Below are 24,713 nucleotides of genomic sequence, written 5' to 3' on the forward strand. Positions count from 1 at the left end.
TATGAAATTAGATAGATTTATTAACCGTCCGGTACTATCAACCGTTATTTCTATCCTGATAGTCATCCTGGGGGCTATCGGATTGGCGACACTGCCTATCACGCAGTATCCGGACATCGCGCCTCCTACCGTTTCGGTAAGAGCCACCTATACGGGAGCCAGTGCATCGACCGTATTGAATTCCGTGATTGCTCCGTTGGAGGAACAAATCAACGGTGTAGAAAACATGATGTATATGACCTCAACTGCGTCAAACACGGGTTCCGGTGATATATCCATATATTTCAAACAAGGAACAGACCCGGACATGGCCGCCGTCAATGTACAAAACCGTGTCTCTATGGCACAAGGTCTGCTGCCTGCCGAAGTAACTAGAGTCGGTGTAACCACTCAAAAACGCCAGACTTCCATGCTGGTAGTATTCTCTCTATATGATGAGACAGATACATATAGCGAATCGTTTATTGAAAACTATGCTAAGATCAACCTGATTCCTCAAGTTCAACGTGTACAGGGTGTAGGTGACGCCAACGTTTTGGGTCAGGATTATTCTATGCGTATCTGGTTACGACCGGACGTCATGGCACAATACAAGCTCGTTCCCGGTGATGTTTCCGCTGCTCTGGCAGAACAGAATGTCGAAGCTGCTCCAGGACAGTTCGGTGAACGCAGTAACCAGACTTTCCAATACACCATCCGTTATAAAGGACGCTTGCAACAGCCTGAAGAGTTTGAAAATATCGTTATCAAATCTCTTCCTGACGGTGAAGTACTCCGTCTGAAAGATATAGCAGAAATTCAGCTGGACCGCTTGGGATATAACTTTACCAACCGGGTAGACGGGCACAAGTCTGTGACTTGTATCGTATACCAGATGGCAGGAACCAATGCGACACAGACCATCAGTGATATTGAGGCATTGTTGGATGAAGCATCAAAAACGTTGCCTACCGGATTGAAACTGAACATCTCCATGAATGCCAACGACTTCCTTTTCGCTTCTATCCATGAAGTGTTGAAGACGTTGATCGAAGCATTTATCCTGGTGTTTATCGTAGTGTATATCTTCTTGCAGGATTTACGTTCCACATTGATTCCGACTATCGCCATTCCGGTAGCTCTGATCGGTACTTTCTTCATCCTGTCCCTGGTAGGATTCAGTTTGAACTTGTTGACGTTATGTGCGCTCGTGCTTGCTATCGCGATTGTGGTCGACGATGCGATTGTGGTCGTCGAGGGTGTGCATGCCAAGCTTGACCAAGGTTATACATCTGCCCGTCTGGCTTCTATCGATGCCATGAATGAATTGGGCGGCGCTATCGTATCTATTACGCTGGTCATGATGGCCGTATTCGTTCCGGTAAGTTTCATGGGAGGTACAGCAGGAACATTCTACCGCCAGTTCGGTATGACTATGGCTATCGCTATCGGTCTGTCCGCATTGAACGCATTGACTTTGAGTCCGGCTTTGTGTGCCGTTCTTCTGAAACCTCACAAAAAAGAAGACGGAACAACGGAAGACTCCACATTGAAAGAACGTATGAAAGTAGCCTATACGGCAGCCCATACAACCATGATCAACAGATATACCGAGGCTATCGGAAAGATGTTGCATCCGGGAATTACACTTACTTTCACGCTTATTGCCATTCTCGGCATGATCTTTGGTTTGTTCAGTATCAATCCGATAGTTACTGCAATTTTCGTAGTGCTTAGTATTCTGGCACTGATCGGAATGAGTACGAAGAAGTTTAAAAACAGATTCAACGATACATACGAATCAATCCTGAAACGTTATAAGAAACGAGTATTGTTCTTTATCCAGAAGAAATGGTTGTCTATGGGATTAGTTGTCGCTTCCATTGCGATACTTGTATTCTTCATGAACACCACTCCGACAGGTATGGTGCCTAATGAAGATACCGGAACGCTGATGGGAGCAGTGACATTGCCTCCGGGTACTTCCCAAGACCGTTCTGAAAAAATCCTGGCACGTGTAGACAGTCTGATCGCTTCCGATCCTGCGGTATTGTCACGTACCATGATTTCCGGATTCAGCTTTATCGGTGGCCAGGGACCGTCATACGGTTCTTTCATCATCAAACTGAAAGACTGGGACGAACGTTCCATGATACAGAATTCAGACGTTGTAGTCGGTTCCTTATATATGCGTGCACAAAAGATTATCAAAGAAGCACAGGTATTGTTCTTCGCTCCTCCTATGATCCCGGGTTACTCGGCATCTACGGATATTGAGGTAAATATGCAAGATAAGACCGGTGGTGACCTGAACAAATTCTTCGATGTGGTTAATGATTATACGGCAGCACTGGAAGCACGTCCAGAAATCAATTCGGCAAAGACTTCCTTCAACCCGAATTTCCCGCAATACATGATCGACATCGATGCAGCAGCTTGTAAAAAAGCAGGTATCAGCCCGAGCGATATCCTCACTACCATGCAAGGATATTACGGAGGTTTGTATGCATCCAACTTCAACCGTTTCGGTAAGATGTATCGTGTTATGATTCAGTCAGATCCATTGTCACGCAAAAACTTGGAATCTTTGAAGAATATCAAGGTGCGTAATAGTGCAGGTGAGATGGCCCCGATTGCCCAGTTCATCTCTGTGGAGAAAGTATATGGTCCGGATATTATCAGCCGTTTCAACCTTTATACCTCTATGAAAGTAATGGTAGCTCCGGCAAGTGGTTATACATCCGGTCAGGCATTGACTGCCCTCGCCGAGGTTGCCCAAGAAAACCTGCCTACCGGTTATACGTATGAATTAGGAGGTATGGCGCGTGAAGAGGCTCAAAGTAGCGGAAGTGCTACCGGACTGATTTTTGTGCTCTGTTTCGTATTCGTTTACTTATTGTTGAGTGCACAGTACGAAAGTTACATTCTTCCGCTGGCTGTATTGTTATCCGTTCCGTTCGGTCTGTTAGGCAGCTTCCTGTTTGTGAACGGTGTAAGTGCTATCGGTAATATTTCGGCATTGAAGATGATTCTGGGTACGATGTCCAATAATATCTATATGCAGATCGCGTTAATCATGTTGATGGGTCTGTTGGCAAAGAATGCCATCTTGATTGTAGAGTTCGCCCTCGACCGTCGTAAGATGGGTATGAGTATCACATGGGCAGCCGTATTGGGTGCCGGTGCCCGTCTCCGCCCGATTTTGATGACATCATTGGCTATGGTAGTCGGTTTGCTTCCGTTGATGTTTGCCTTCGGTGTAGGTGCTCACGGTAACCGTACACTGGGTACAGCTTCTATCGGTGGTATGTTAATCGGTATGATTTGCCAAATTTTTATCGTTCCTGCGCTGTTTGTAGTCTTCCAGTACTTACAAGAGAAGGTTAAACCGATGGAATGGGAAGATATCGACAATACAGATGCCGTAACAGAGATTGAACAATACGCTAAATAATGAAATTCGATATGAAGAAACAGATTCTATATATGTTGTGCGCAACTGCTCTCTTGAGCAGCTGCCACATCTATAAGTCGTATGACAGACCCGAAGATATCACCACTTCCGGCCTGTATCGCGATCCGGTAGCGGATAATGATACACTGGTTTCGGATACAGCCAACTTCGGTAATCTGCCGTGGAGAGAAGTCTTCACCGACCCGCAACTCCAGTCTCTCATCGAAACGGGACTGAAACAAAATACGGACCTCTTGTCCGCCGCTCAAAATGTGAAAGCAGCAGAAGCATCCCTCATGTCGGCACGCCTGGCTTATGCCCCGTCATTGGGATTGTCTCCGCAAGGAACGATCAGCAGCTTTGACAAGAATGCAGCTACAAAAACTTATTCATTACCTGTCACAGCCAGTTGGCAAGTCGATTTATTCGGTCAGTTGCTGAACTCGAAACGAAATGCGCAAGTTACACTGAAGCAAATGAAAGCTTACCGCCAGGCAGTACAAACACAAGTTGTCTCTAACATCGCCAATATGTATTATACATTAATGATGTTGGACCGCCAACTGGAAATAACCAAGGCTACAGCAGAAATTCTGAAAAAGAATGCAGAAACGATGGAAGCCATGAAAGATGCGGCCATGTATAGCATCAATTCAGCTGGTGTAGAACAAAGTAAAGCCGCTTACGCACAGGTACTTGCCAGTATTCCTGATATCGAGCAGAGTATCCGCGAAACGGAAAATGCACTGTCTACTCTTTTGGGAGAGGCTCCCCATGCCATCAAGCGTGGTGAATTGGAAGCACAAGTACTTCCAACCGAACTTTCCGCCGGTGTGCCTATTCAGCTATTATCCAATCGTCCGGACGTAAAAGCAGCCGAAATGTCATTGGCTAGTTGCTATTATAATACCAACTCGGCTCGTGCCGCTTTCTATCCGCAAATCACACTTAGCGGTTCAGCAGGATGGACAAATAATTCAGGAGCCGGAATCGTTAATCCCGGCAAATTGTTGGCCTCTGTTGTCGGTTCACTGACACAGCCATTGTTCTACCGCGGACAGAACATCGCTCGCCTGAAAGCTGCTAAAGCGCAGGAAGAACAAGCGAAATTATCTTTCCAACAAGCCTTATTGAATGCTGGTAGTGAGGTTAGCAATGCGCTAAGTTTATACCAAAAGACCAGTGAAAAGGTAGAATCTCGCCAAATGCAGGTAGAATCTGCTAAAAAAGCTTCGGAAGATACAAAAGAATTGTTTAACTTAGGGACCTCAACCTACCTGGAAGTATTGTCTGCACAACAGTCTTACCTGAGCGCACAAATCTCTCAGGTTTCTGATTGCTTTGATCGAATGCAGGCAGTAGTAAGCCTTTACCAGGCACTGGGTGGTGGAAGAGAAGAATAACTTTAAACATATACTATTATGATTAGTCCGTTAGCTTACGTAGATCCCGAAGCAAAGCTGGGCAAGAATGTAACTGTTCTGCCTTTTGCCTACATCGAAAAGAATGTAGAGATCGGAGATGACTGCGTCATCATGTCTTACGCTAGTATCTTGCAAGGTACTAAAATGGGAAAAGGAAATAAGGTACATCAGAATGCCGTCCTCGGAGCGGAACCGCAAGATTTCCACTACACAGGAGAAGAAAGTAGCCTGATTATTGGAGATAACAACGATATTCGTGAGAATGTGGTAATCAGCCGCGCTACATTTGCCGGCAATGCTACCAAAATCGGAAATGGAAACTACCTGATGGATAAGGTACACCTTTGCCATGATGTACAAATCAGCAATAACTGTGTAGTAGGCATAGGTACTACCATTGCAGGAGAGTGTATGCTGGATGACTGCGCTATCCTAAGTGGCAATGTCACCTTACACCAATATTGTCATATAGGTAGCTGGACACTGGTACAAAGTGGATGCCGTATATCTAAGGATGTGCCTCCATACGTTATCATGTCAGGAAATCCGGTGGCATATCACGGTGTAAATGCTGTGGTTCTCTCGCAACATCGCAATACATCGGAAAGAGTCCTCCGTCACATCGCCAACGCATACCGTTTGATTTATCAGGGTAATTTTAGCGTTCAGGATGCTGTACAGAAGATCATCGATCAGGTTCCTATGAGTGAGGAGATCGAGAATATTGTAAATTTCGTGAAGAACTCGGAAAGAGGGATTGTGAAATAAACAAAGTGAGTCCATATAAAGAAGGTTGATACTTTTTCAAGTATCAACCTTCTTTTTTATCTTCAAATTCAAAGATTCAATTCACTATTCAAACTCCAACGTTCCGAAGAAATCAGGGCGGTGGAAATCCGGCTGTTCAATCTGTATCGGATTCCATGAAAGGAAATGAGGGGTCTGCAATTCATCGCCACATTTATAGAAATTAGCTTTTATCTCCTTTCCGTCGAGCGAATCAATCTGGTGCTTAAAGAACACAGAATACGGAATAATAAGGGCCACTTCCCAGTCCGTTTCACCGATGCGTTCAGCAAAAGGCTGATTACCCAGACTAGACCAGCGTTGTACAAGAGCAGTCACCTCTTTCGGTGCATGTTCGCGGTTGTTACGCACAGGTCCGGCACCCACCAGAATAGTTCCGATGCAATTGCATTCTATATTATAATAGATCCCGTCGCCTGCAGGTATGGAAAAGAATTCCACGCAGGAGTCAGTCCATACAGAACCGTTATCTTCTCCATACTTGGCACGTACACTCTCCTCTTTCACTTTAAAATGTAGCAAAATCGAGTTCTGTGTGTGAGCAATTCGAAAATTCACTTTAGGTTTGTAAGGATATTCAGCCCAATTGACACACTGAATCGGCTGAAAATCTATTTTTTCTTCATCGAATAGTTTAGGAAGCGAACAAGCCTCCACGTTAGCCGCACTAATTTTCTTTACTTTCATATATCTTTCGTTTGAATGATACAAATATAGTTACTTTCTTTGGTTTACACCTTATTTCTATGTTATTTTTAAATTGCAAATTATTATATCAAAAAATAATATTTAGTTAAATATTGCTCAACTATTATATAATGAGATATTTTTTCATATATTTGCCATCACTTAACCGATTAAATAGATACTGTTTATGAAAACATCCCTTAAAGACATAGCAGAAACCTTAAAATTATCCAAAACAACAATCTCTTGGGTACTTTCTGGTAAGGGGGATGAAAAAGGTATTAGTCTTGCTACACAAGAAAAAGTCTTTCAATGCGCCAAACAGTTGAATTACCAGCCTAATTTATTAGCCAGAAGCCTAAATACAGGTATATCAGGCACAATCGGATTAATCATACCGGATATTACAGACTCTTTTTACTCCAAAGTTGCCCGTTCTATAGAAAAGGAAGCGGAAACACAAGGCTATTCATTAATGATTTGTAGCTCTGAATCTGAAATAGAAAGAGAAAACAGAATGATCCGGTTATTCAAAGCGAAACAGGTGGATGGAATTATAGTAGCCCCCACAAAAGTTTCTAAAATTGAAATACAGAATCTAGTCAAAGAAGGCTATCCATTAGTCTTATTTGACCGCTACTTTCCTGAGATGCAGACAAACTACATCATTATTGACAATGAAGGCAGTAGCTACGAGTTAGTAAAGAAAATGATCGATAACGGATCATCTAAAATAGCTATTATTACCACGAATCCTCATCTCCGCACAATGAATATGAGACGAGAAGGGTATGCAAGAGCTTTAATTGAAGCCAACCTACCCGTTGATCCTGATCTATATGGAGAGGTGACCTTTGTTGATTATGAGAAGAATGTTTTCAAGACTCTTGATCAAATATTCAGCAAAGTACCTGATGTAGATGGGTTCTTCTTCACAACCCATATTTTGGCTCTGGAAGCATTCCGTTACTTTTATGAAAAAGGAATCAATATAAATAAAGGATATGAATTGGCTTGTATTCATGGAGTATCAGCATTCCGTGTCTTAGCACCTAATATGAACATCGCAAGAATGCCAATAGAAGAGATCGGTAAGAATGCCGTAAGGATTCTACTTGGCGATATCAAATATCGCTTGGAAAATTCGACCGAAAAAAGAGAAGTAGAAACACTTGTCCTGCCATGTTCATTACCCTAGTCATGATTTTACATTTTTTCTTCAATCACTTAACCGGTTTAGTGAAAATAAATAATGATATCAAATTAACAAATGTAACAATAAAGAAAATAGCCCTCTAATTATTAACATAAAGATACAGAATTATGAAGTTCCAAATTAAAAATGAAAAATACATGCTGGCTCTATTAGGACTTCTAGTATGGGCATGCAGCAGTAACAACATTGATATTGAAAATATGCGATGTGAATATCAAATTTCTCCAATTGGCATTGATTCACCAGCACCGCGTTTTACTTGGAATTACACAACCAATAATGAAGATGCAACAGAGTTTTCTCAAGACAGCTATCAGCTATATATCGCCACCCGGGAACAAGATTTGAGAAACTCATCCGATAATAGCTGGCAATCTGACACTATTTACTCTGACACTCCTCATGCGACCTATCAAGGATCAGAAAAATTGAAATCCAGAACTCGTTATTACTGGCAAGTAATAGCATGGGATAAAACAAAGGAACATAAGATTATCTCTCCTATATCCAGTTTTGAAACAGCTCAACTCAACCAAAGTGACTGGACAGGAGTATGGATTACTGATAATCATGATAAAGATTATACGCCAGCGCCCATGTTGCGCAAGTCGTTTATCGCTCAAGATGATATACAACAAGCAAGATTATATGTAAGTGCCGCTGCATATTATAAAATGACATTAAATGGTAAATCAATAACATCATCACATCTCAATCCGGGTTTTACTCATTATGATAAAAGAAATCTGTATAACACATACGACGTCACTTCACAACTGCTCAAAGGAGAGAACGTACTATCTGCAATACTTGGGAACGGATTCTACAACGAATCGGCCCCTGTAGCAACATGGAGCTATGAGCAAGCCCGCTGGCGTAACCGCCCAAGAATGATCTGCGAAATGGAGATATTATATAAAAATGGAGAAAAGCAAACCATCCATTCAGATTCTACTTGGAAAACGAGTATCGGTCCTTATATACAAAACAATATTTATAGTGGTGATACCTATGATGCATGTCTTGCAATTGCTGGATGGGACAAACCGGGTTTTGATGACTCTAAATGGACAAATGCAATTCAGGTGGCTGCCCCTTCTCCCCTACTAGTATCACAAAACATGCCTGCTATTGAAACGGAACAATTTATCACTCCAATCAATATGCGTTCTTTTGGTGATACAGTCTATGTATACGATTTTGGAGTTAATATGTCAGGGGTCTGTACTCTTTCTATCAATGGCAAGAAAGGCACTAAAGTCAGTATGCAACACGGCGAATTGCTAAAAGATAACGGACGCTTGGAAATGCGCAACTTAGATATTTACTACAAACCATTACCTGGCCTCGCTTTTCAAACAGACACTTATATATTGGACGGAAAACAAGGTACATTCACTCCAGATTTTACATATCATGGATTTCAATATGTAGAAGTTCGTTCAGATCGTCCTGTAAAACTTACTAAAGAGAGCTTAACCGCTCAATTCATACATACGGCTGTTCCTCCTGTTGGTAAATTCAGTTGTTCAAATGAACTATTAAATAAAATATGGAAAGCTGCTAATCAATCATATTTATCAAATCTGATGAGTATCCCGACTGACTGTCCCCAACGAGAGAAAAATGGATGGACTGCCGATGCACACATAACAATGGATTTAGGATTATTAAACTTCGATGGTATTACTTTCTATGAAAAATGGCTCGATGATATGATTGATAATCAAAATGAAGAAGGACGTATATCGGGAATCATTCCTAGTTCCGGATGGGGCTATGATGACTGGATAGGTCCTGTATGGGATGCTGCCATGTTTATCGTGCCAATGGCAATTTACCACTACTATGGAGATACAAGAAGCATCGAAAAACTATGGCCTGTATGTACTAAATACCTTGCCTACCTCGCAGGACGCGAGGACGCGGAAGGAACCGTAACTTACGGAATTGGTGACTGGGTATTCCATAAAACACAAACCCCTACAGAATTCACCACTACCTGCTATTACTATTTAGACAATCTGTATATGGCTAAATTTGCAGAACTCATAGGAAAAGACGGTAGTAGTTATGCTAAGAAAGCAGAAGAATTGAAATTACTTATCAATCACAAATACTTCGACACATCCAAAGCTATTTATGCCAATGGTTCGCAAGCAGCACAAGGAGTTGCCTTATACCTTGGAATCGTTCCTAAAGAATACGAACAGCAGGTTGCAGATAATCTTTCTACGATGATAAAAGCCAATAAAAACCTGCTCGATTTTGGAGTTTTAGGCAGTAAAACAGTCCTGCGGATGCTTTCCAAATATGGATATGCTGACTTGGCATATCAGATGGCCGCACAAGAAGAAGCTCCATCTTGGGGTAACTGGATAAAACAAGGTTTCACTACACTGGCAGAAACATGGATACTTTCACCTGAATTTAGAGATGCCTCTATAAATCACATGTTTCTTGGAGACATTAATGCATGGATGTACAATGTATTGGCAGGCATTAATTATGATGAACAGAAACCCGGATTCAAACATATTCTTATCCAACCTCATTTCGTAAAAGGTCTTGACTGGGTAAAAGCAGAATATAAATCTGTAAACGGAATCATTCGTTCTGAATGGGAACGTAAAGGAGAACAAGTGATTCTCAAAGTCACGATCCCAGTCAATACGAATGCGACAGTAGAATATAATGGTAAAAAGATAGATTTAAGGTCAGGAAAACATCAACTCACATTTTAATTGAAACAAAAGAAAGGAGGTTTAATATAGATATATAAAGAAGCAAAAATGAGACCGTTATGTAATACTATAAAAATATAACACTAGTTACTTTGTCACACCATCAATCAAATCTATTAACAATGAATAAAATCAGTACACTGCTATTTTTGATATTTCTCACTTGTACAAGTGGTGTTTTTGCCGATTCCGGTAGTTCCATCTCCTTAAATGGAACATGGGAACTCTCTTATTGGATGCAACCTGAAGAACCTATAACTTCGCCCAAGGACATGCAACTAGCTGAAGTGAAACATCTATCAGCCCAAGTCCCCGGTAATGTAGAACTAGACCTAATGGCTGCCAACTTAATTAAAGATCCGATGATTGGCAGTAATGTAAATGAATTACGCAAATGGGAAGGCTATCAATGGTGTTATTCCAAATCATTCGTAGCGCCACAACTAAAACCAGGACAACAATATCAACTCTTCTTTGCCGGAATAGACTGTCTGGCCGATATATGGCTGAATGGAAAACACATTGGCAAAGCAGAAAATATGATGATTGAACATGCTTTTGATGTAACTAAAGAAATAAAAGCAGGAGAAAGCAATCAACTCCAAGTGATACTCCGTTCATCTGTTATTGAAGGACAAAAACATCTGTTAGGGACATTCAGTATTGGAAACTTCCCGTCTGAAGAATCCGTATTCATCAGAAAAGCTCCGCACACCTATGGATGGGACATTCTGCCACGATTAGTCAGTGCAGGTTTGTGGAGAGATGTAGAATTACGCGTATTGAATCCGGCACGTCTCACAGATGTTCACTATATGGTCGCCAATGTAGACACTGCTACCAGAAATGTACGTTTGTATACTGATGTACAAGTAAAACTACCTTTCGAAAAGTTCGACAAAGTGAAAGCCGTATATACACTAAGTCGCCATGGGAAAGAAATATATAAAGGAAGCTCTGTTGTCGTTTCCCCAGCATTCCGATATATAATGGAAATCAAGAATGCTGATTTATGGTGGCCAAGAGGATATGGAGAACCGGCTTTATATGATGCAAAAGTAGAGTTAGTAGATTCTGACGGCACTATTTTATCAACAGATAATAAACGGGTAGGCCTCCGCACGATTCAACTAGACATTACAGACATCAACCTCCCACCGGATCATCCGGGTAAATTCTGTTTCATAGTCAATGGAGAACCTATTTTTATTCACGGAACCAATTGGGTACCCATGGATGCACTCCATAGCCGGGATCATTCTTTCGTAGACGAATCTATCCGCATGGCTGTAGAATTAAACTGCAATATGATACGTTGTTGGGGTGGCAACGTGTATGAAGATCATCATTTCTTTGATTTATGCGATGAAAACGGCATTATGGTATGGCAGGATTTTACGATGGGATGCACTTTCTATCCTCAACGCAGCTCATTTACACAAGCATTGGAAGAAGAGGCCATTTCCGTTGTATGCAAGTTACGCAATCATCCATCACTCGTTTTATGGTCAGGAAATAATGAAGACGATTGTGCACTGCGCTGGTCTTTGCAACCATTTAATATTAATCCAAATCAGGATGTAGTTAGCCGCAAGGTCCTTCCGGCAGTTATTTATGAGTTTGACCCTACTCGCCCTTATCTTCCCAGCTCTCCTTACTACAGCCAAGCGGTATATGAAAGAGGAAGTGCTGACCAATATTTACCAGAAAACCATTTATGGGGTCCCAGAGGATATTACAAAGACAAATTCTATACGGATGCTACCTGCTGCTTTGTCAGTGAAATCGGCTATCACGGCTGCCCTAATTTAGAAAGTCTCCAGAAAATGATGACGAAAGATGCCGTATATCCCTGGACAAAAAATCATGAATGGAATGATGAATGGGTTACCAAATCTGTTCGTAGATTCCCAGAATGGGGAAAGACATTCGATCGCAATAATCTTATGATTAATCAGGTACGTTTACTTTTTGGTGAAGTTCCCTCCAAACTGGATGATTTTATATTCGCTTCTCAATCCGTACAGGCAGAAGCTATGAAATATTTCATAGAAATGTGGCGTGGAAAGAAGTTTGACGACAAGACTGGTATTATCTGGTGGAACCTGCGGGATGGATGGCCAGTGATCTCTGATGCAATTGTTGACTATTACAATTCAAAGAAGATGGCATATTATTTCATCAAGAATGTTCAGCAAGACGTTTGTGTACTGATTAATGATGCAGAAGACGGAAATTACCCACTGATAGGAACCAATGATACACGCAGTACACAAAGTGGAAATGTAACAGTAACCGACGCCTCCTCCGGTCGCAAAATCTACGAAGGCACCTTCCGTATCCCAGCTAATGAAAAGGTCAAAATTGCCTCACTACCGGAAGAAAGCGGTCAGGGAATCTATCTGATTCAATACCAAATCGGTAATCAGAAATTCATGAACCACTACCTCTATGGTAAAGCTCCTTTCAGCCTGAAAGAATACAAGCGATTGTTACAAAAAACAGGATTATACGCTAAAAAATAATACTTATGAAAGAGAACATGTTAGGAATTGACGTAGGAGGCACCAAATGTGCCATCATCTACGGTATCAAAGAGAACGACGAGCTACATATCATCGACAAAAAGAAGTTTGACACGACAACAGTCGACGAAACAATAGCAAAAATCCTCTGTGAGACCGAAAAGATGATGCAACTCCATCAACTAACCCCCACTAACACAAAAGCGATTGGAATCTGTTGCGGAGGTCCCCTCAACAGTGAAACAGGTATTGTCATGTCACCCCCTAACCTGCCGGGATGGGACAACATCCCCATTGTGGCAATGGTGGAAAAAAAGACGGGCATTAAAACCAATCTACACAATGATGCCAATGCCTGTGCTTTAGCCGAATGGAAGTTCGGAGCAGGAAAAGGAACTAAGAATATGGTCTTTCTCACATTCGGTACGGGACTGGGAGCAGGATTAATATTAAATGGCAAACTGTATACGGGCACCAATGACAATGCCGGAGAACTGGGACATATCCGCCTGTCGGATTTCGGTCCGATAGGTTACGGTAAAAAGGGCTCTTTTGAGGGATTTGCCAGCGGTGGAGGTATTGCTCAACTCTCCAAAATGTATGTGATGGAGAAATTGCAGACCGGACAGAAAGTTGAATGGTGTACCTTACAGGAACTAGATCAGCTTACTGCCCGAAAAGTGGCTGAAGAAGCTGCCAAAGGTGATAAATTAGCCCAAAGCATATATGAGACGTCTGCTATTTATCTGGGAAAAGGATTATCCATGGTGATCGATATCTTGAATCCGGAAGTCATTGTGATAGGTGGCATCTATACCCGGAATAAAAATATGATGGAACCCATCATGCAAAAGATAATCGATCAGGAAGCATTATCCTGTGCAAACAGAGTATGTAAAGTGAAACCAGCCGCCTTGGGAGAGCAGATAGGAGATTATGCAGCTCTTTCTGTAGCCGCTAACTTAACCGATTAACTATTATGAAAGAGCTTATTGAAACAACACTGGAAGAGGCTCGGCAAACGTTGGAGAGCTTTCTTGAGGAAACAACAACAGTCGGGATTATTTCACAGGCAGCCTCTACCTGCGCCGAAGCATTAAAAGCCGGAAATAAGATTATCAGCTGTGGTAATGGAGGTTCTTTATGTGACGCCACCCACTTTGCAGAAGAACTAACCGGACGTTACCGCAACAACCGCATCCCGCTACCGGCAATTGCAATCAATGACCCGGCTTACATGACCTGTGTGGGAAATGATTTTTCGTTCAACGAGATCTTCTCCCGCTATGTAGAAGCTATGGGATGTAAGGGAGATGTATTATTGGCCATCAGCACAAGCGGACATTCCGAGAACATACTGAAAGCTGCCGTACAAGCACACAACAATGGAATGAAAGTGATAGCGCTGACTTCAAAAGGAGAGAATGAACTGTCACGACTGGCAGACATTGCAGTCTGCGCGCCACGAGCAGCACATTCCGACAGAATACAAGAAATTCACATCAAAGTTATCCACATTCTGATTCAGGCAATTGAGGCAGAATTAGGCTTTGAATAATAACCTACTAAATTTAATCAATATGGCAATGAAAATGACACATATCAGTAAAACTCTATTGAGTATTGTTTGCACACTTTGGGGAATGTCCGCCTGCTCGGATGATTATAACAAATATGACGATTGCCCGGCTTGCAACTATTATCCTGTTGCAGTAGGGAATTCAACAGGAACTCCGGTTCATGCTATCGGTGTCGAGATGGATCCACACTTCTTCTCACAAAACATCACCCGCAATGATGGTTCAAAGGCTGAAGATTGGGAAAATATAGTTGTACAACGGGTAAAGAAAATGAAAGTACAACAATTCCGAATCATGATGCAGCCACAATGGTGGGAACCCTCCAATGACAACAACGATCCTAATGTCGCGGATATGAGCAAATTCACTTTTGATTCGGAAGAAATGCAATCTGTATACAAAGTATTGGATCTGGCCCAGGAGAATAATATCGGAGTGACATTAGTCGTATGGGGAGCCATTACCAATATCGACTTACTATCAGGCATTAACAATGGTCAAAAGCATTTCTTGTGTGATGCACGAAGTTATAACGTTAATCCGGGTTGGATTGCCGGTATAGATAACTATGAAGAATTTGCTGAAAACTTCTCCACAATGGTGAAATACCTGATTGAAGAAAAGCATTATACCTGTATCAATCAAATTACTCCATTCAATGAACCTGACAGTCATATAGCAGGTTACGGCCGCATCATGTGGCAAGGTGATTTTGAAACCATGGGTTGGCAGGACACCTACGCCCCCATGGTGAAAGCACTGGATGCCAAGTTTAAAGCAGATGGAATACGCAGTAAGGTACACTTCAACCTTTCTGACAATACAGACGGTACACCCGGATATATCGCTGCCTGTGTTTCCGCTTTCACAAACGATGAAGCCGACCTGTATAACTCTCATGTATACAAGTTTGACTACAACACCCCTAATTCGACTCTCGTAAATTGGGAACGTCAAAATATAGCTTCTGCAGGAGGTAAAAGACATTTTGTTGGAGAATTCGGTTTTCCTGGATACGGAAGTGCCCGTCAATATGGTATAGACACGTATACGCGAGGGGTACAGATAATCCGCGTTGCTCTGAACTATCTGAATGCCGGTGCTTGCGGAGTAAGCTACTGGAGTCTGATCGATCAATATTATAACCGCAATGCCTCCTATTCGGAAATGCAGCAACTCGGTTTATGGAAATATCTAAAATCCGCTTATACCGAAGACCCAGATGTATATTCCAAAATCAAGGAAGACTACGAGGTACGTCCTCAATACTATGCATATAGTCTGTTGACACGTTTTGTCCGCCAGGGCGACGAAGTATATCCATTGGATCTCGGCGACGAGTTGATAGCCGGAAGTGCTTTTCTCAACACAGAGGGAAAATGGACGTATGTACTTTCCAACGCTACAGACAAAGACAAGATGATACAGTTGGAAAATGATAAAGAAGGTGCCAATGGAGAATACAATGTCTACAAATATATGGAAGGACGCCTACCGGAAGGTGATAATCTTATAGAATCAACAGAAACGGTCAACACGCAAGAGAATAACCTAAAACTTAAATTATCTCGTTCATCAATCAGGGTATTAGTACAAAAATAGAAGTATATACACCCCATTTAGTGGGGATATATATACACCGTATTGGGCATATATATTCACCATGTTAGCCATATATATCCACCGTGCTGGATATATATGCCCACCAACCAAGTAATTTATCATCAAAAGTACACGAATGAAAAAAGAAATATCCATAGTAAAAATGCTCTCCGTCATGTTCGGATTCTTCGTTATGGGATTTGTTGACATTGTCGGAATAACCACGAGCTATGTGAAGAATGATTTCAGCCATCTCACCGATACGATGGTTAATCTCATCTCTCTATCCTGTTTCTTGTGGTTCCTGGTGCTTTCTATTCCCACCGGAATGTTAATGAATCGCATCGGACGCAAGAAAACCGTACTACTTAGCTTCGCATTCCATGTATTAGCCATGTGCCTTCCACTCGTTGCATACGACTTTACCGCCATATTAATCGCATTTGCCTTGATAGGTATCGGTAACACTCTATTGCAAGTTTCACTCAATCCATTAGTAACGGATGTCGTTGCAAACGATAAGTTGACAGGTACATTAACCCTAGGACAATTTGTCAAAGCAGTCAGTTCATTCCTGGGTCCTATCCTGGCAGCTTGGGTGACTGGTAGTTTTTTCGGATGGAAAATGATATTCCCCATTTATGCCGGACTGTCACTGCTCGCTTTGATATGGCTATGGCTTACCCCTATACAAGAAAAACAACAGGAACGGAAGAACATTTCTTTCAAAGTCACTCTTGAATTATTCAAAGACAAATACATTCTTGCTTTCTTTATCGGTATTCTCGTGCTGGTAGGTGTAGACGTAGGTATCAATATGACTTTCCCTAAATTCCTGATGGAACGTTGTGATCTACCACTGACAGATGCAGGAATGGGAAATAGTGTGTATTTCTTCGCCCGCACTGTAGGAGCCTTTTTGGGTGGTATCCTACTGATGAAATATTCAGAAAGTAAATTCTATATTTATAGCGTCTGGATAGCTCTCGCAGGATTGATACTGATGACCATTAGCACTAATCTCTGGTTTATCCTCGGATGTGTAGCAGTTTTCGGGATAGGATATGCCAATCTGTTTTCCATCATCTTCTCTCTGTCTTTGAAACGTGTTCCCGAGAAAGCGAACGAAGTATCTGCACTTCTTATCGTCGGTGTATCTGGCGGTGCCGTCCTCCCGCCTATTTTAGGAGTAATTACCGATTCATTCCACAGTCAGTTATCTGCAATCATAGTACTTGCCATTGTATGGTGCTATCTGATCGGAATAATGAGAAAAATAAAAACCACATAAACCTATATTCTAATGAAACATTTCAAGAAAATCGAATCGAAATTCCTGTTCTCATTACTGATTATGAGTGTGTGGAGCATCATAGCCGTGGGTCAGACGACGGCTAAAATCTCCAAACACATTCCTGAAATCGAAAAATGGATTCAGAAACAATTCGCTAAAGGAAAAACACCTCCGTTCTCGTTTATATGTGACGGGAAACCTTCCGCAGAATTTATCCGCCAATGGGACTATTCCCAGCAAAAGATAGAATCCGAAGAAGCGGATGTGATAAAGTATCTCTTTACCTACTACAATCCTACCAACGGACTGAAAGTAGAATGTACCGTAAAAGGCTACCCCAGTTATCAGGCTGCCGAATGGGTATTGAACTTCACCAACAAAGGTACGAGCAACTCTCCCACTCTGGAACAAGTGAAAGTAGTGGACCTTGCCATGCAATACGCTTCTAAAGGAGAATTCAAGTTACACTATGCAGACGGAAACCATATCTCCAAATATGATTTCCATCCACGTTCGGTTACTCTGGCAACGGGTGAAACCAAACAGATGTCTCCACAAGGAGGACGCTCTTCAGAAGGGGACTATCTTCCTTTCTTCAACATTGAATCACCTGCCGGACAGGGAGTCATATTAGGAGTAGGCTGGTCGGGCACCTGGTATGCAGATGTATGCGCACAAGATAATCGTACAATATCCATGGCTTCGGGAATGAAAACCATGAAATTATACTTACGTCCACAGGAAACAATTCGTACCCCAAGTATCAGTCTGATGTTTTGGGAAAATATCGACCGGATGGCAGGACACAATAAATTCCGCCGTTTTGTCCTGGCACACAAGTCACGGAAAATCAACGGAAAATTTGCCGAATATCCTCTTTCCAGCGGATTCAACTATCGGGACCCCGCACCTTGTACGGAATACTCATGCCTGACAGCCGATTATGCCATTGCCATGGTGAAACGTTACATACAGTTCGGATTGAAACCCGAAGTATTCTGGCTGGATGCCGGATGGAACACCGATGCTGCAGACTTCGAACATGGCAAGACCTGGGCCAACACAGCCGGTAACTGGACTGTAGATACATTGCGCTTCCCCAAAGGACTTCGTCCTGTAGCCGACGAAATACACAAAGTAGGAGCTAAATTCATGGTCTGGTTCGAACCCGAGCGTGTCATCCGTGGTACCCAATGGGCAGTAGAACACCCCGACTGGATGCTCGACATTCCCGAACACAACAATGACACCTACCTACTGTTCGATCTGGGAAATCCGGAAGCCTGCCACTGGATGAGTAAATATATAGGCGATATGCTCGAAGAAAACGGCATAGACTATTACCGTCAGGATTTCAATATGCAGCCGGATATCTACTGGGCAGCCAACGATGAGCCCGGACGTACAGGAATGAAAGAGATACGACACATCGAAGGACTATACTACTTCTGGGATTATCTGCTGAGCCGATTCCCGAACCTGCTCATAGACAACTGTGCCAGTGGGGGACGACGTATTGACTGGGAAACAATCGGCCGAAGCGCACCACTATGGAGGAGTGATTATTATCATTACGACGATCCGGACGGCTACCAATGTCACACGTATGGCCTGAATTTCTTCCTACCTTTACATGGAACAGGTAGTTTACAGACCGATCCGTATTCTTTCCGCTCAAGCGTCAGCACAGCTTTGATTTATAACTGGAAAATAACCGATAAAAATGCCTCCGTTTACGAAATGCAACGTTGTCTGAAAGAATTCCACGAAATCAGACCTTACTATTACGAAGATTATTACCACTGACGGGTACAGAAGACATGACGCGGGATAATATCTGGCTAGCCTATCAAATGCATCGTCCGTCGGACGACAGTGGTATTATCGTTGCTTTCCGCAGAACCGCCTCCAAAGACAAAAAAATCACCGTCAGACTTTCAGGAGTGGATCCGGAAAAATACTATACAGTGACAGACATGGATAGCCGACAGAGCAAAATCTATCAGGGAAAAGAACTGACCAGTCAGTTGCCACTGATCCTCGAAAAGCCACATAGTTCCTTATTACTAAAATATAAAGTTACCAACGAAAAACCGAATAAAGAATGAAAAAAAGAATACTATATTATCTATTCATTCTGCTTCTGTTCCCTCATAATGGAACAGGACAGACGGTAGCCCGCATGAGCGACCGCCCGGTAAACACCAGCCAATGGATAACCACCCACTTTGCCCGCGGTGTGGTCCCTCCTTTCTCTTTCGAATATGGAGGTAAACCTTCACAGGAATTTATCAAAAGCTGGTCTTATACGGCTACGCGTCAGAAAAGTGACGATCCCAAGGTTCTGAAATACCTTTATACTTATCGTGAACCATCCGGAGGATTAAAAGTCGAATGTGAAGTGAAAGGCTTTACCGACTTCAATACGGTGGAATGGGTACTCCGTTTCACCAACCAGGGAAAGAAAAATACGCCGGAGATTGCCAACATAAAAGTGTCTGATATCACATTCCGCTACCAGCATCCGGGAGCATTCAACCTCATCATTCCGAAGGCAGCCATGCATCCAAATCAGATTTCAGCCAGCAACTTACAATCTTGTCTCCGGGTGATAATCTTTATATGAGACCGGAAGGTGGACGCTCTTCACAAATGCGTATGCCATTCTTCAATATTGAATCTCCGGCTAATCAAGGAGTTATCGTAGCCATCGGATGGACAGGAACCTGGTTTGCCGATGTGCGCTGTGCAGACCAGCAAAGCGTAGCGCTTACCTCCGGAATTGAACGTTTGAAAACCTATCTGTATCCGGAAGAGAGCATCCGCACTTCCAGTGTATGCCTGTCATTCTGGAACGGTTCCGACCGGATGAAAGGACACAACCAGTTCCGCCGTTTCGTGCAAGCCCACCACACTTGGAAAGTAGGTGGTAAACCGACCGTATATCCAATATCGACCAGTTTCAACTACGGTGATCCTACTCCCTGTAATGAATATACCTGCCTGACTACAGATTATGCCATTGCTATGGTGAAACGGTATGAACAATTCAAATTAGTACCCGAAGTATTCTGGCTGGATGCCGGATGGTACAATCACTCTGCAGATGTAGCCAATCATAAGAATTGGGCGAACACCGTAGGAAACTGGACCGTCGACTCTATTCGTTTCCCCGAAGGATTACGCCCCATCGCCGACGAAGTGCATAGAGTTGGTTCCAAGTTCATGGTATGGTTTGAACCGGAGCGTGTTATGAAAGGCTCAGCTTGGGCACTGCAACACCCTCAATGGATGTTGGATGCCAGAGGAAAAGCCAAACAGGAAGACTGGACAAAAGATGGTGAGCACGACTCTTATCTATCAATCTCGGAAATCCGGAGGCATGTCGATGGATGAGTAAATATATCGGAGACTTCCTCGAAGAAAATGGCATAGACTACTACCGCCAGGATTTCAATATAGAGCCGGAAGGTTTCTGGGCTGCCAATGATGAACCTGGCAGACAAGGTATCTGCGAAATCCGATACATTGAAGGACTTTATTCTTTCTGGGAATATCTGCTGAACCGCTTTCCGGGCTTGCTGGTTGATAATTGTGCCAGTGGCGGACGCCGTATTGACCTCGAAAGTATCTCACGCAGTGCACCGATGTGGAGAACAGATTACAGTTATGGAGAACCAATCGGCTATCAATGCCATACTTACGGATTGAACTTATACCTTCCCCTGCATGGTACAGGAACTGTGAGTGCCGATAAATTCACTTTCCGTTCCAGCCTCGGAACCTCTATTATCTACAACTGGAAAATAACCGAAGCCGGACAATCCATCTATGATATGCGCGACCGCCAGGCAGAGTTCAAAGAACTCCGCCCCTATTTCTATGAAGATTACTATCCGTTGAGTGGAATAAACAACATTACTTCGGAAAATATCTGGCTAGCATACCAACTTTATCGTCCGTCGGATGACAGCGGATACATCGTAGCTTTCCGCCGCAAAGACAATCCGGACAAGAGCTATACTGTCAATTTATCAGGCTACACCCTGACCACACTTATATACTCACCAATAAAGATACAGGAGAAGCTATAAAGAAAACCGGTAAAGAACTGGCTAACGGCTTCACGCTGACACTGGATAACCCGCAAAGTAGTCTGATAATCAAATACCAAAGTTCAACAACTGCCATACAGAAACTTTCTGTAGGAAAGAAAACCGGTGTAAAGCTCCGTGCTATAGGTGCAGAACTAGATCCCCACTTTCTCTCACAAAATGTGACCCGCAATGATGGAGCTAAAGCTGAAGACTGGGATCGCATCGTTGTGAAACGTGTCAAAGAAATGGGACTGCAAAGCTTACGGGTGATGGTGATGCCACAATGGTATGAGCCAAAGAATGACAATCCGGATGCATCCAAAATCGACTGGCATAATTTCACTTTCAACTCTGTAGAAATGCAATCACTCTACAAAGTATTGGATATGGCACAAGAACAGAAAATGGAAGTCACCCTTGTACTTTGGGGAGCCCCTCCGGGACATTTCCTGGCCGAAGGGAATTATGGTAACTGGGTAGTAGCCCCGACTAACTATGAAGAATGGAGCGAGAACTTTTCCGCACTTGTACAACACCTGCTCAACAACAAAAAATACACGTGCGTCAAAGAGATTACTCCGATCAACGAACCAGATTGGTCATATATCATCAAAGGTAAAGCTGCTCCCACCGCCGACTATATTGAAATGTGTAAAGTACTCGACAGACGTTTCAAAGAGGATGGAATAAGAAATAAAGTACATTTCAGCCTTTCTGACAATTCAGACGGAGGTACAGGAACGCATAAATATCTGGCAGCCTGCACGAAAGGACTGGCGAACGTTGCTGACGTATTCAACTCCCACACCTATATCTTCGGCTACGAAACTCCGAACTCCACAATTCTGGATTGGGAAAAACAAAACTCTCAATTGGCCTCTTCAGTTGGAAAAGCCCATTTCATCGGTGAATTCGGAGGTAATCAATGCGTAGGTGCCACCAGACAAAAAGATATCGACTTGTATGAACGAGGAGTACTCATGACACGCATAGCCATCAATCTACTCAATGCAGGAGCAAGCGGTGTTAGCTATTGGAGCCTGATAGACCAATACTATGGTAAGGATGCAGACTACGGAGCAATGCAGCAACTGGGTTTATGGAAGTATGTAAAGAAAACATACGCTTCGGAACCATACTACAACGATATCAAAAGTGATTACGAGGTACGCCCACAGTACTATGCCTATTCTCTGTTGACACGTTTCATACGCCCGGGAGCTGAAATCTATCCGATAGCAACACCGGAAGAATGGTATGCAGGAACTGCTGTTCGAAACACAAATGGCAAATGGGTATATGTTTTCGCCAATGGAATGGACCAGGAGAAAGCAATAAGCCTCATCAACCAACATACGCAAACCAAAGGGAATTATCAGGTTTACCGTTATATCAAAGACGGTTTACCTACCACAGACCAAATGTTGGCTCCGGACGCCCAGCCTCTCAAAGTGAACGATAAAATTCTATGTTTACTTCCGGCTCATTCTGTGATCGTCTTAAAACAAGAATAACTATGTACTCTATTTATTCATTAAACAAATAGTATTTATGAAAACACATTTCTACATTTTATTAATGCTTGGAATGGTATTCCTTTTGGGATGTGAAGACGAAAAGTTAGGCACAGACCTAGGAGTAACCAATGTAGTGCTTCCGGATATTTCGGAAGAATCCCTGGGCACAGAGATTACCATTCAGGGAAATGGCTTTATCGACTGTGATGTACTGGCTCTTTCTCCCCTTTCAGGAGGAACCGAACAGCCCATCTACATGGAAACCAGAGAAGTACAATCCGATCATATCACGGTACTTTACCCCTCTACGGCCACCAAAGATTCTTATGGACTTGTATTGGTACGCGGTAGCAAAATGCGAACATTAGGCGTCATCAACAGTACTGTTGGAGTTATGCCCGACGAAAACCTGCGTAATGCCTTGTCTGCTCTTTTCCCTGATATATTTAAAGGAGAAAAGATATCTTCCAGTGCTAAATATGTCACTTTCACTGATGGCACACTAAATATCAGCGATAAAAATATCACTTCTCTGGAGGGACTCGAATATTTCAGCAACATTCGGAAACTGCTCTGCAACAATAATGATATCAGTGAAATTCCTGCAGAAGTACTATCCAGACTGTCTGAACTGACTGCACAAAACACTGGTCTGACCAAACTGGAACTAGCCACTTCGGAACAGCCGAACACGACATTGGTATCTCTCAACATAGATGGAAGTACCAAACTAGAATCTGTCGACCTGTATTATTGTTATAACATTGAGAAGTTCTCTGCTCTAAACTGTAAACTGGTATATCTGGATGTACGCAATTACCAAAGTATCTATGGCGGATGTCTGAACTACAACAGCACAGACTTCAAATTTACTTTCAGCGATGACGCAAGTAAAGAACGACTCCTGAAAATGGAATCCTGGTGGATGGACTCATACTACAGCAATAGCGGTTCTATCGTAGATGCCATCAATAATGGAGTGACAGTGGAAGGGTACGACTGGATGCACGACTATCCCGATGGAAACAACAACTATTATTACAGTTACGGAAAATATCAGAAGACAATGAAAAAGTACGGAGAAATTCCTGATATCAATCTGCGAAACGCACTCAAAGCATTGGTTCCGGATGTATTCGATGGAGATAAAGTTCTGACAGTGGCTGCTCTGAATACTGAATACTTCAGGAATAACACGACCCTTGATCTTAGCAATAAGGGAATCACTAATCTGGAAGGACTACAATACTTCTGCGGATACAAAAACCTCATTCTGGATGGAAATAATCTGGGAGAAATCGATCTTAGTAAATACGCAATCAGTACCAGCTACACGGCAGGTCCGGTAGATGAGAAAGGAATTCAGACTTTCAGTGCCAAGAATGCAGGATTAACCAAATTCATTTCTGGCGATCAGTATATGATAACCTCTATAGATGTGAGCAACAATCCGGGATTAGCATATCTGGATATAAACCGGTGCAAATCCATCACATCACTAAATGCATCCGGTTGTCCGCTCACTTATGTTGATCTGCGTAATCTGGCAGGTACTTATTCCGTACTAGGTTACTCCGGTGGAGCTGTAGATGCCTCAAAAGTTCAGTTCTCATTTACCGACAGCTCTTCAACTCAAAGGAAGCTACTAGTAGAAGAATGGTGGATGGATAGCCCATGGAATGGCACAAGCCCATGTATTACCGCAAAGAATCAAGGTGTCCGGATAGAACGCTATGAATACATAGGATACGACAAGGATAAAATGTTGAGTTCATTTAATTAGACAG

At 42.6% G+C, this 24,713-nt stretch carries 12 protein-coding genes and 2 pseudogenes; 13 read left to right on the plus strand and 1 reads right to left on the minus strand.

The window, feature by feature from the left end:
* Nucleotide 1: 1 nt before the first annotated feature.
* From DXA05_RS10785 to lpxA, 3 genes are read left to right on the plus strand one after another with little or no spacing between them, the layout of a single operon-like run.
* Nucleotides 2-3,433 carry an efflux RND transporter permease subunit gene (locus DXA05_RS10785; RefSeq protein WP_128859161.1) on the plus strand — a complete coding sequence of 1,144 codons (3,432 nt, stop codon included), beginning with the start codon at nucleotides 2-4 and terminating at the stop codon, nucleotides 3,431-3,433.
* Between the two features lie 11 nt (nucleotides 3,434-3,444).
* Nucleotides 3,445-4,836 (plus strand): TolC family protein, encoded by a 1,392-nt coding sequence (locus DXA05_RS10790; protein ID WP_061447859.1) that lies wholly within the window; start codon nucleotides 3,445-3,447, stop codon nucleotides 4,834-4,836.
* Between the two features lie 18 nt (nucleotides 4,837-4,854).
* Nucleotides 4,855-5,625 (plus strand): acyl-ACP--UDP-N-acetylglucosamine O-acyltransferase, encoded by a 771-nt coding sequence (lpxA, locus tag DXA05_RS10795; protein WP_004307481.1) that lies wholly within the window; start codon nucleotides 4,855-4,857, stop codon nucleotides 5,623-5,625.
* Nucleotides 5,626-5,709: 84 nt separating this feature from the next.
* On the opposite strand, the gene DXA05_RS10800 is transcribed toward lpxA, so the two are convergent.
* Nucleotides 5,710-6,351: a carbohydrate-binding family 9-like protein gene (locus DXA05_RS10800; RefSeq protein WP_004307482.1), complete on the minus strand. Its 642-nt coding sequence runs from the start codon at nucleotides 6,349-6,351 to the stop codon at nucleotides 5,710-5,712.
* Between the two features lie 187 nt (nucleotides 6,352-6,538).
* Between DXA05_RS10800 and DXA05_RS10805 the strand changes: the two genes are divergently transcribed.
* From DXA05_RS10805 to DXA05_RS10850, 10 genes and pseudogenes are all read left to right on the plus strand, one after another.
* Nucleotides 6,539-7,549 (plus strand): LacI family DNA-binding transcriptional regulator, encoded by a 1,011-nt coding sequence (locus DXA05_RS10805; RefSeq protein ID WP_008023950.1) that lies wholly within the window; start codon nucleotides 6,539-6,541, stop codon nucleotides 7,547-7,549.
* 125 nt (nucleotides 7,550-7,674) lie between these two features.
* On the plus strand, nucleotides 7,675-10,311 hold the full coding sequence (locus tag DXA05_RS10810; protein ID WP_128859162.1) for a family 78 glycoside hydrolase catalytic domain: 2,637 nt from the start codon (nucleotides 7,675-7,677) through the stop codon (nucleotides 10,309-10,311).
* A 122-nt stretch (nucleotides 10,312-10,433) separates the two neighbouring features.
* Entirely contained in the window at nucleotides 10,434-12,836 is a 2,403-nt protein-coding gene (locus tag DXA05_RS10815) for a sugar-binding domain-containing protein (RefSeq protein WP_128859163.1), read from the plus strand.
* Nucleotides 12,837-12,841: 5 nt separating this feature from the next.
* Nucleotides 12,842-13,810, plus strand: coding sequence for an ROK family protein (locus DXA05_RS10820; protein WP_128859164.1), 969 nt, complete (start codon nucleotides 12,842-12,844; stop codon nucleotides 13,808-13,810).
* Between the two features lie 5 nt (nucleotides 13,811-13,815).
* Nucleotides 13,816-14,394 carry an SIS domain-containing protein gene (locus DXA05_RS10825; protein WP_004310374.1) on the plus strand — a complete coding sequence of 193 codons (579 nt, stop codon included), beginning with the start codon at nucleotides 13,816-13,818 and terminating at the stop codon, nucleotides 14,392-14,394.
* 22 nt (nucleotides 14,395-14,416) lie between these two features.
* Complete coding sequence (locus DXA05_RS10830) at nucleotides 14,417-16,018, plus strand: hypothetical protein (RefSeq protein WP_008641751.1); 1,602 nt, start codon at nucleotides 14,417-14,419, stop codon at nucleotides 16,016-16,018.
* A 136-nt stretch (nucleotides 16,019-16,154) separates the two neighbouring features.
* Nucleotides 16,155-17,309, plus strand: coding sequence for an MFS transporter (locus DXA05_RS10835; RefSeq protein WP_004310370.1), 1,155 nt, complete (start codon nucleotides 16,155-16,157; stop codon nucleotides 17,307-17,309).
* 12 nt (nucleotides 17,310-17,321) lie between these two features.
* Nucleotides 17,322-19,420, plus strand: a pseudogene (locus DXA05_RS10840) (glycoside hydrolase family 36 protein).
* A pseudogene (locus tag DXA05_RS28355) lies at nucleotides 19,417-22,923 on the plus strand (alpha-galactosidase). The pseudogenes DXA05_RS10840 and DXA05_RS28355 overlap by 4 nt, the downstream one beginning before the upstream one ends.
* Before the next feature lie 37 nt (nucleotides 22,924-22,960).
* On the plus strand, nucleotides 22,961-24,709 hold the full coding sequence (locus tag DXA05_RS10850; RefSeq protein ID WP_128859165.1) for a hypothetical protein: 1,749 nt from the start codon (nucleotides 22,961-22,963) through the stop codon (nucleotides 24,707-24,709).
* Nucleotides 24,710-24,713 lie beyond the last annotated feature (4 nt).

Source organism: Bacteroides sp. AM54-2NS (assembly GCF_003602935.1).
Taxonomy (GTDB): Bacteria; Bacteroidota; Bacteroidia; order Bacteroidales; family Bacteroidaceae; genus Bacteroides; species Bacteroides xylanisolvens.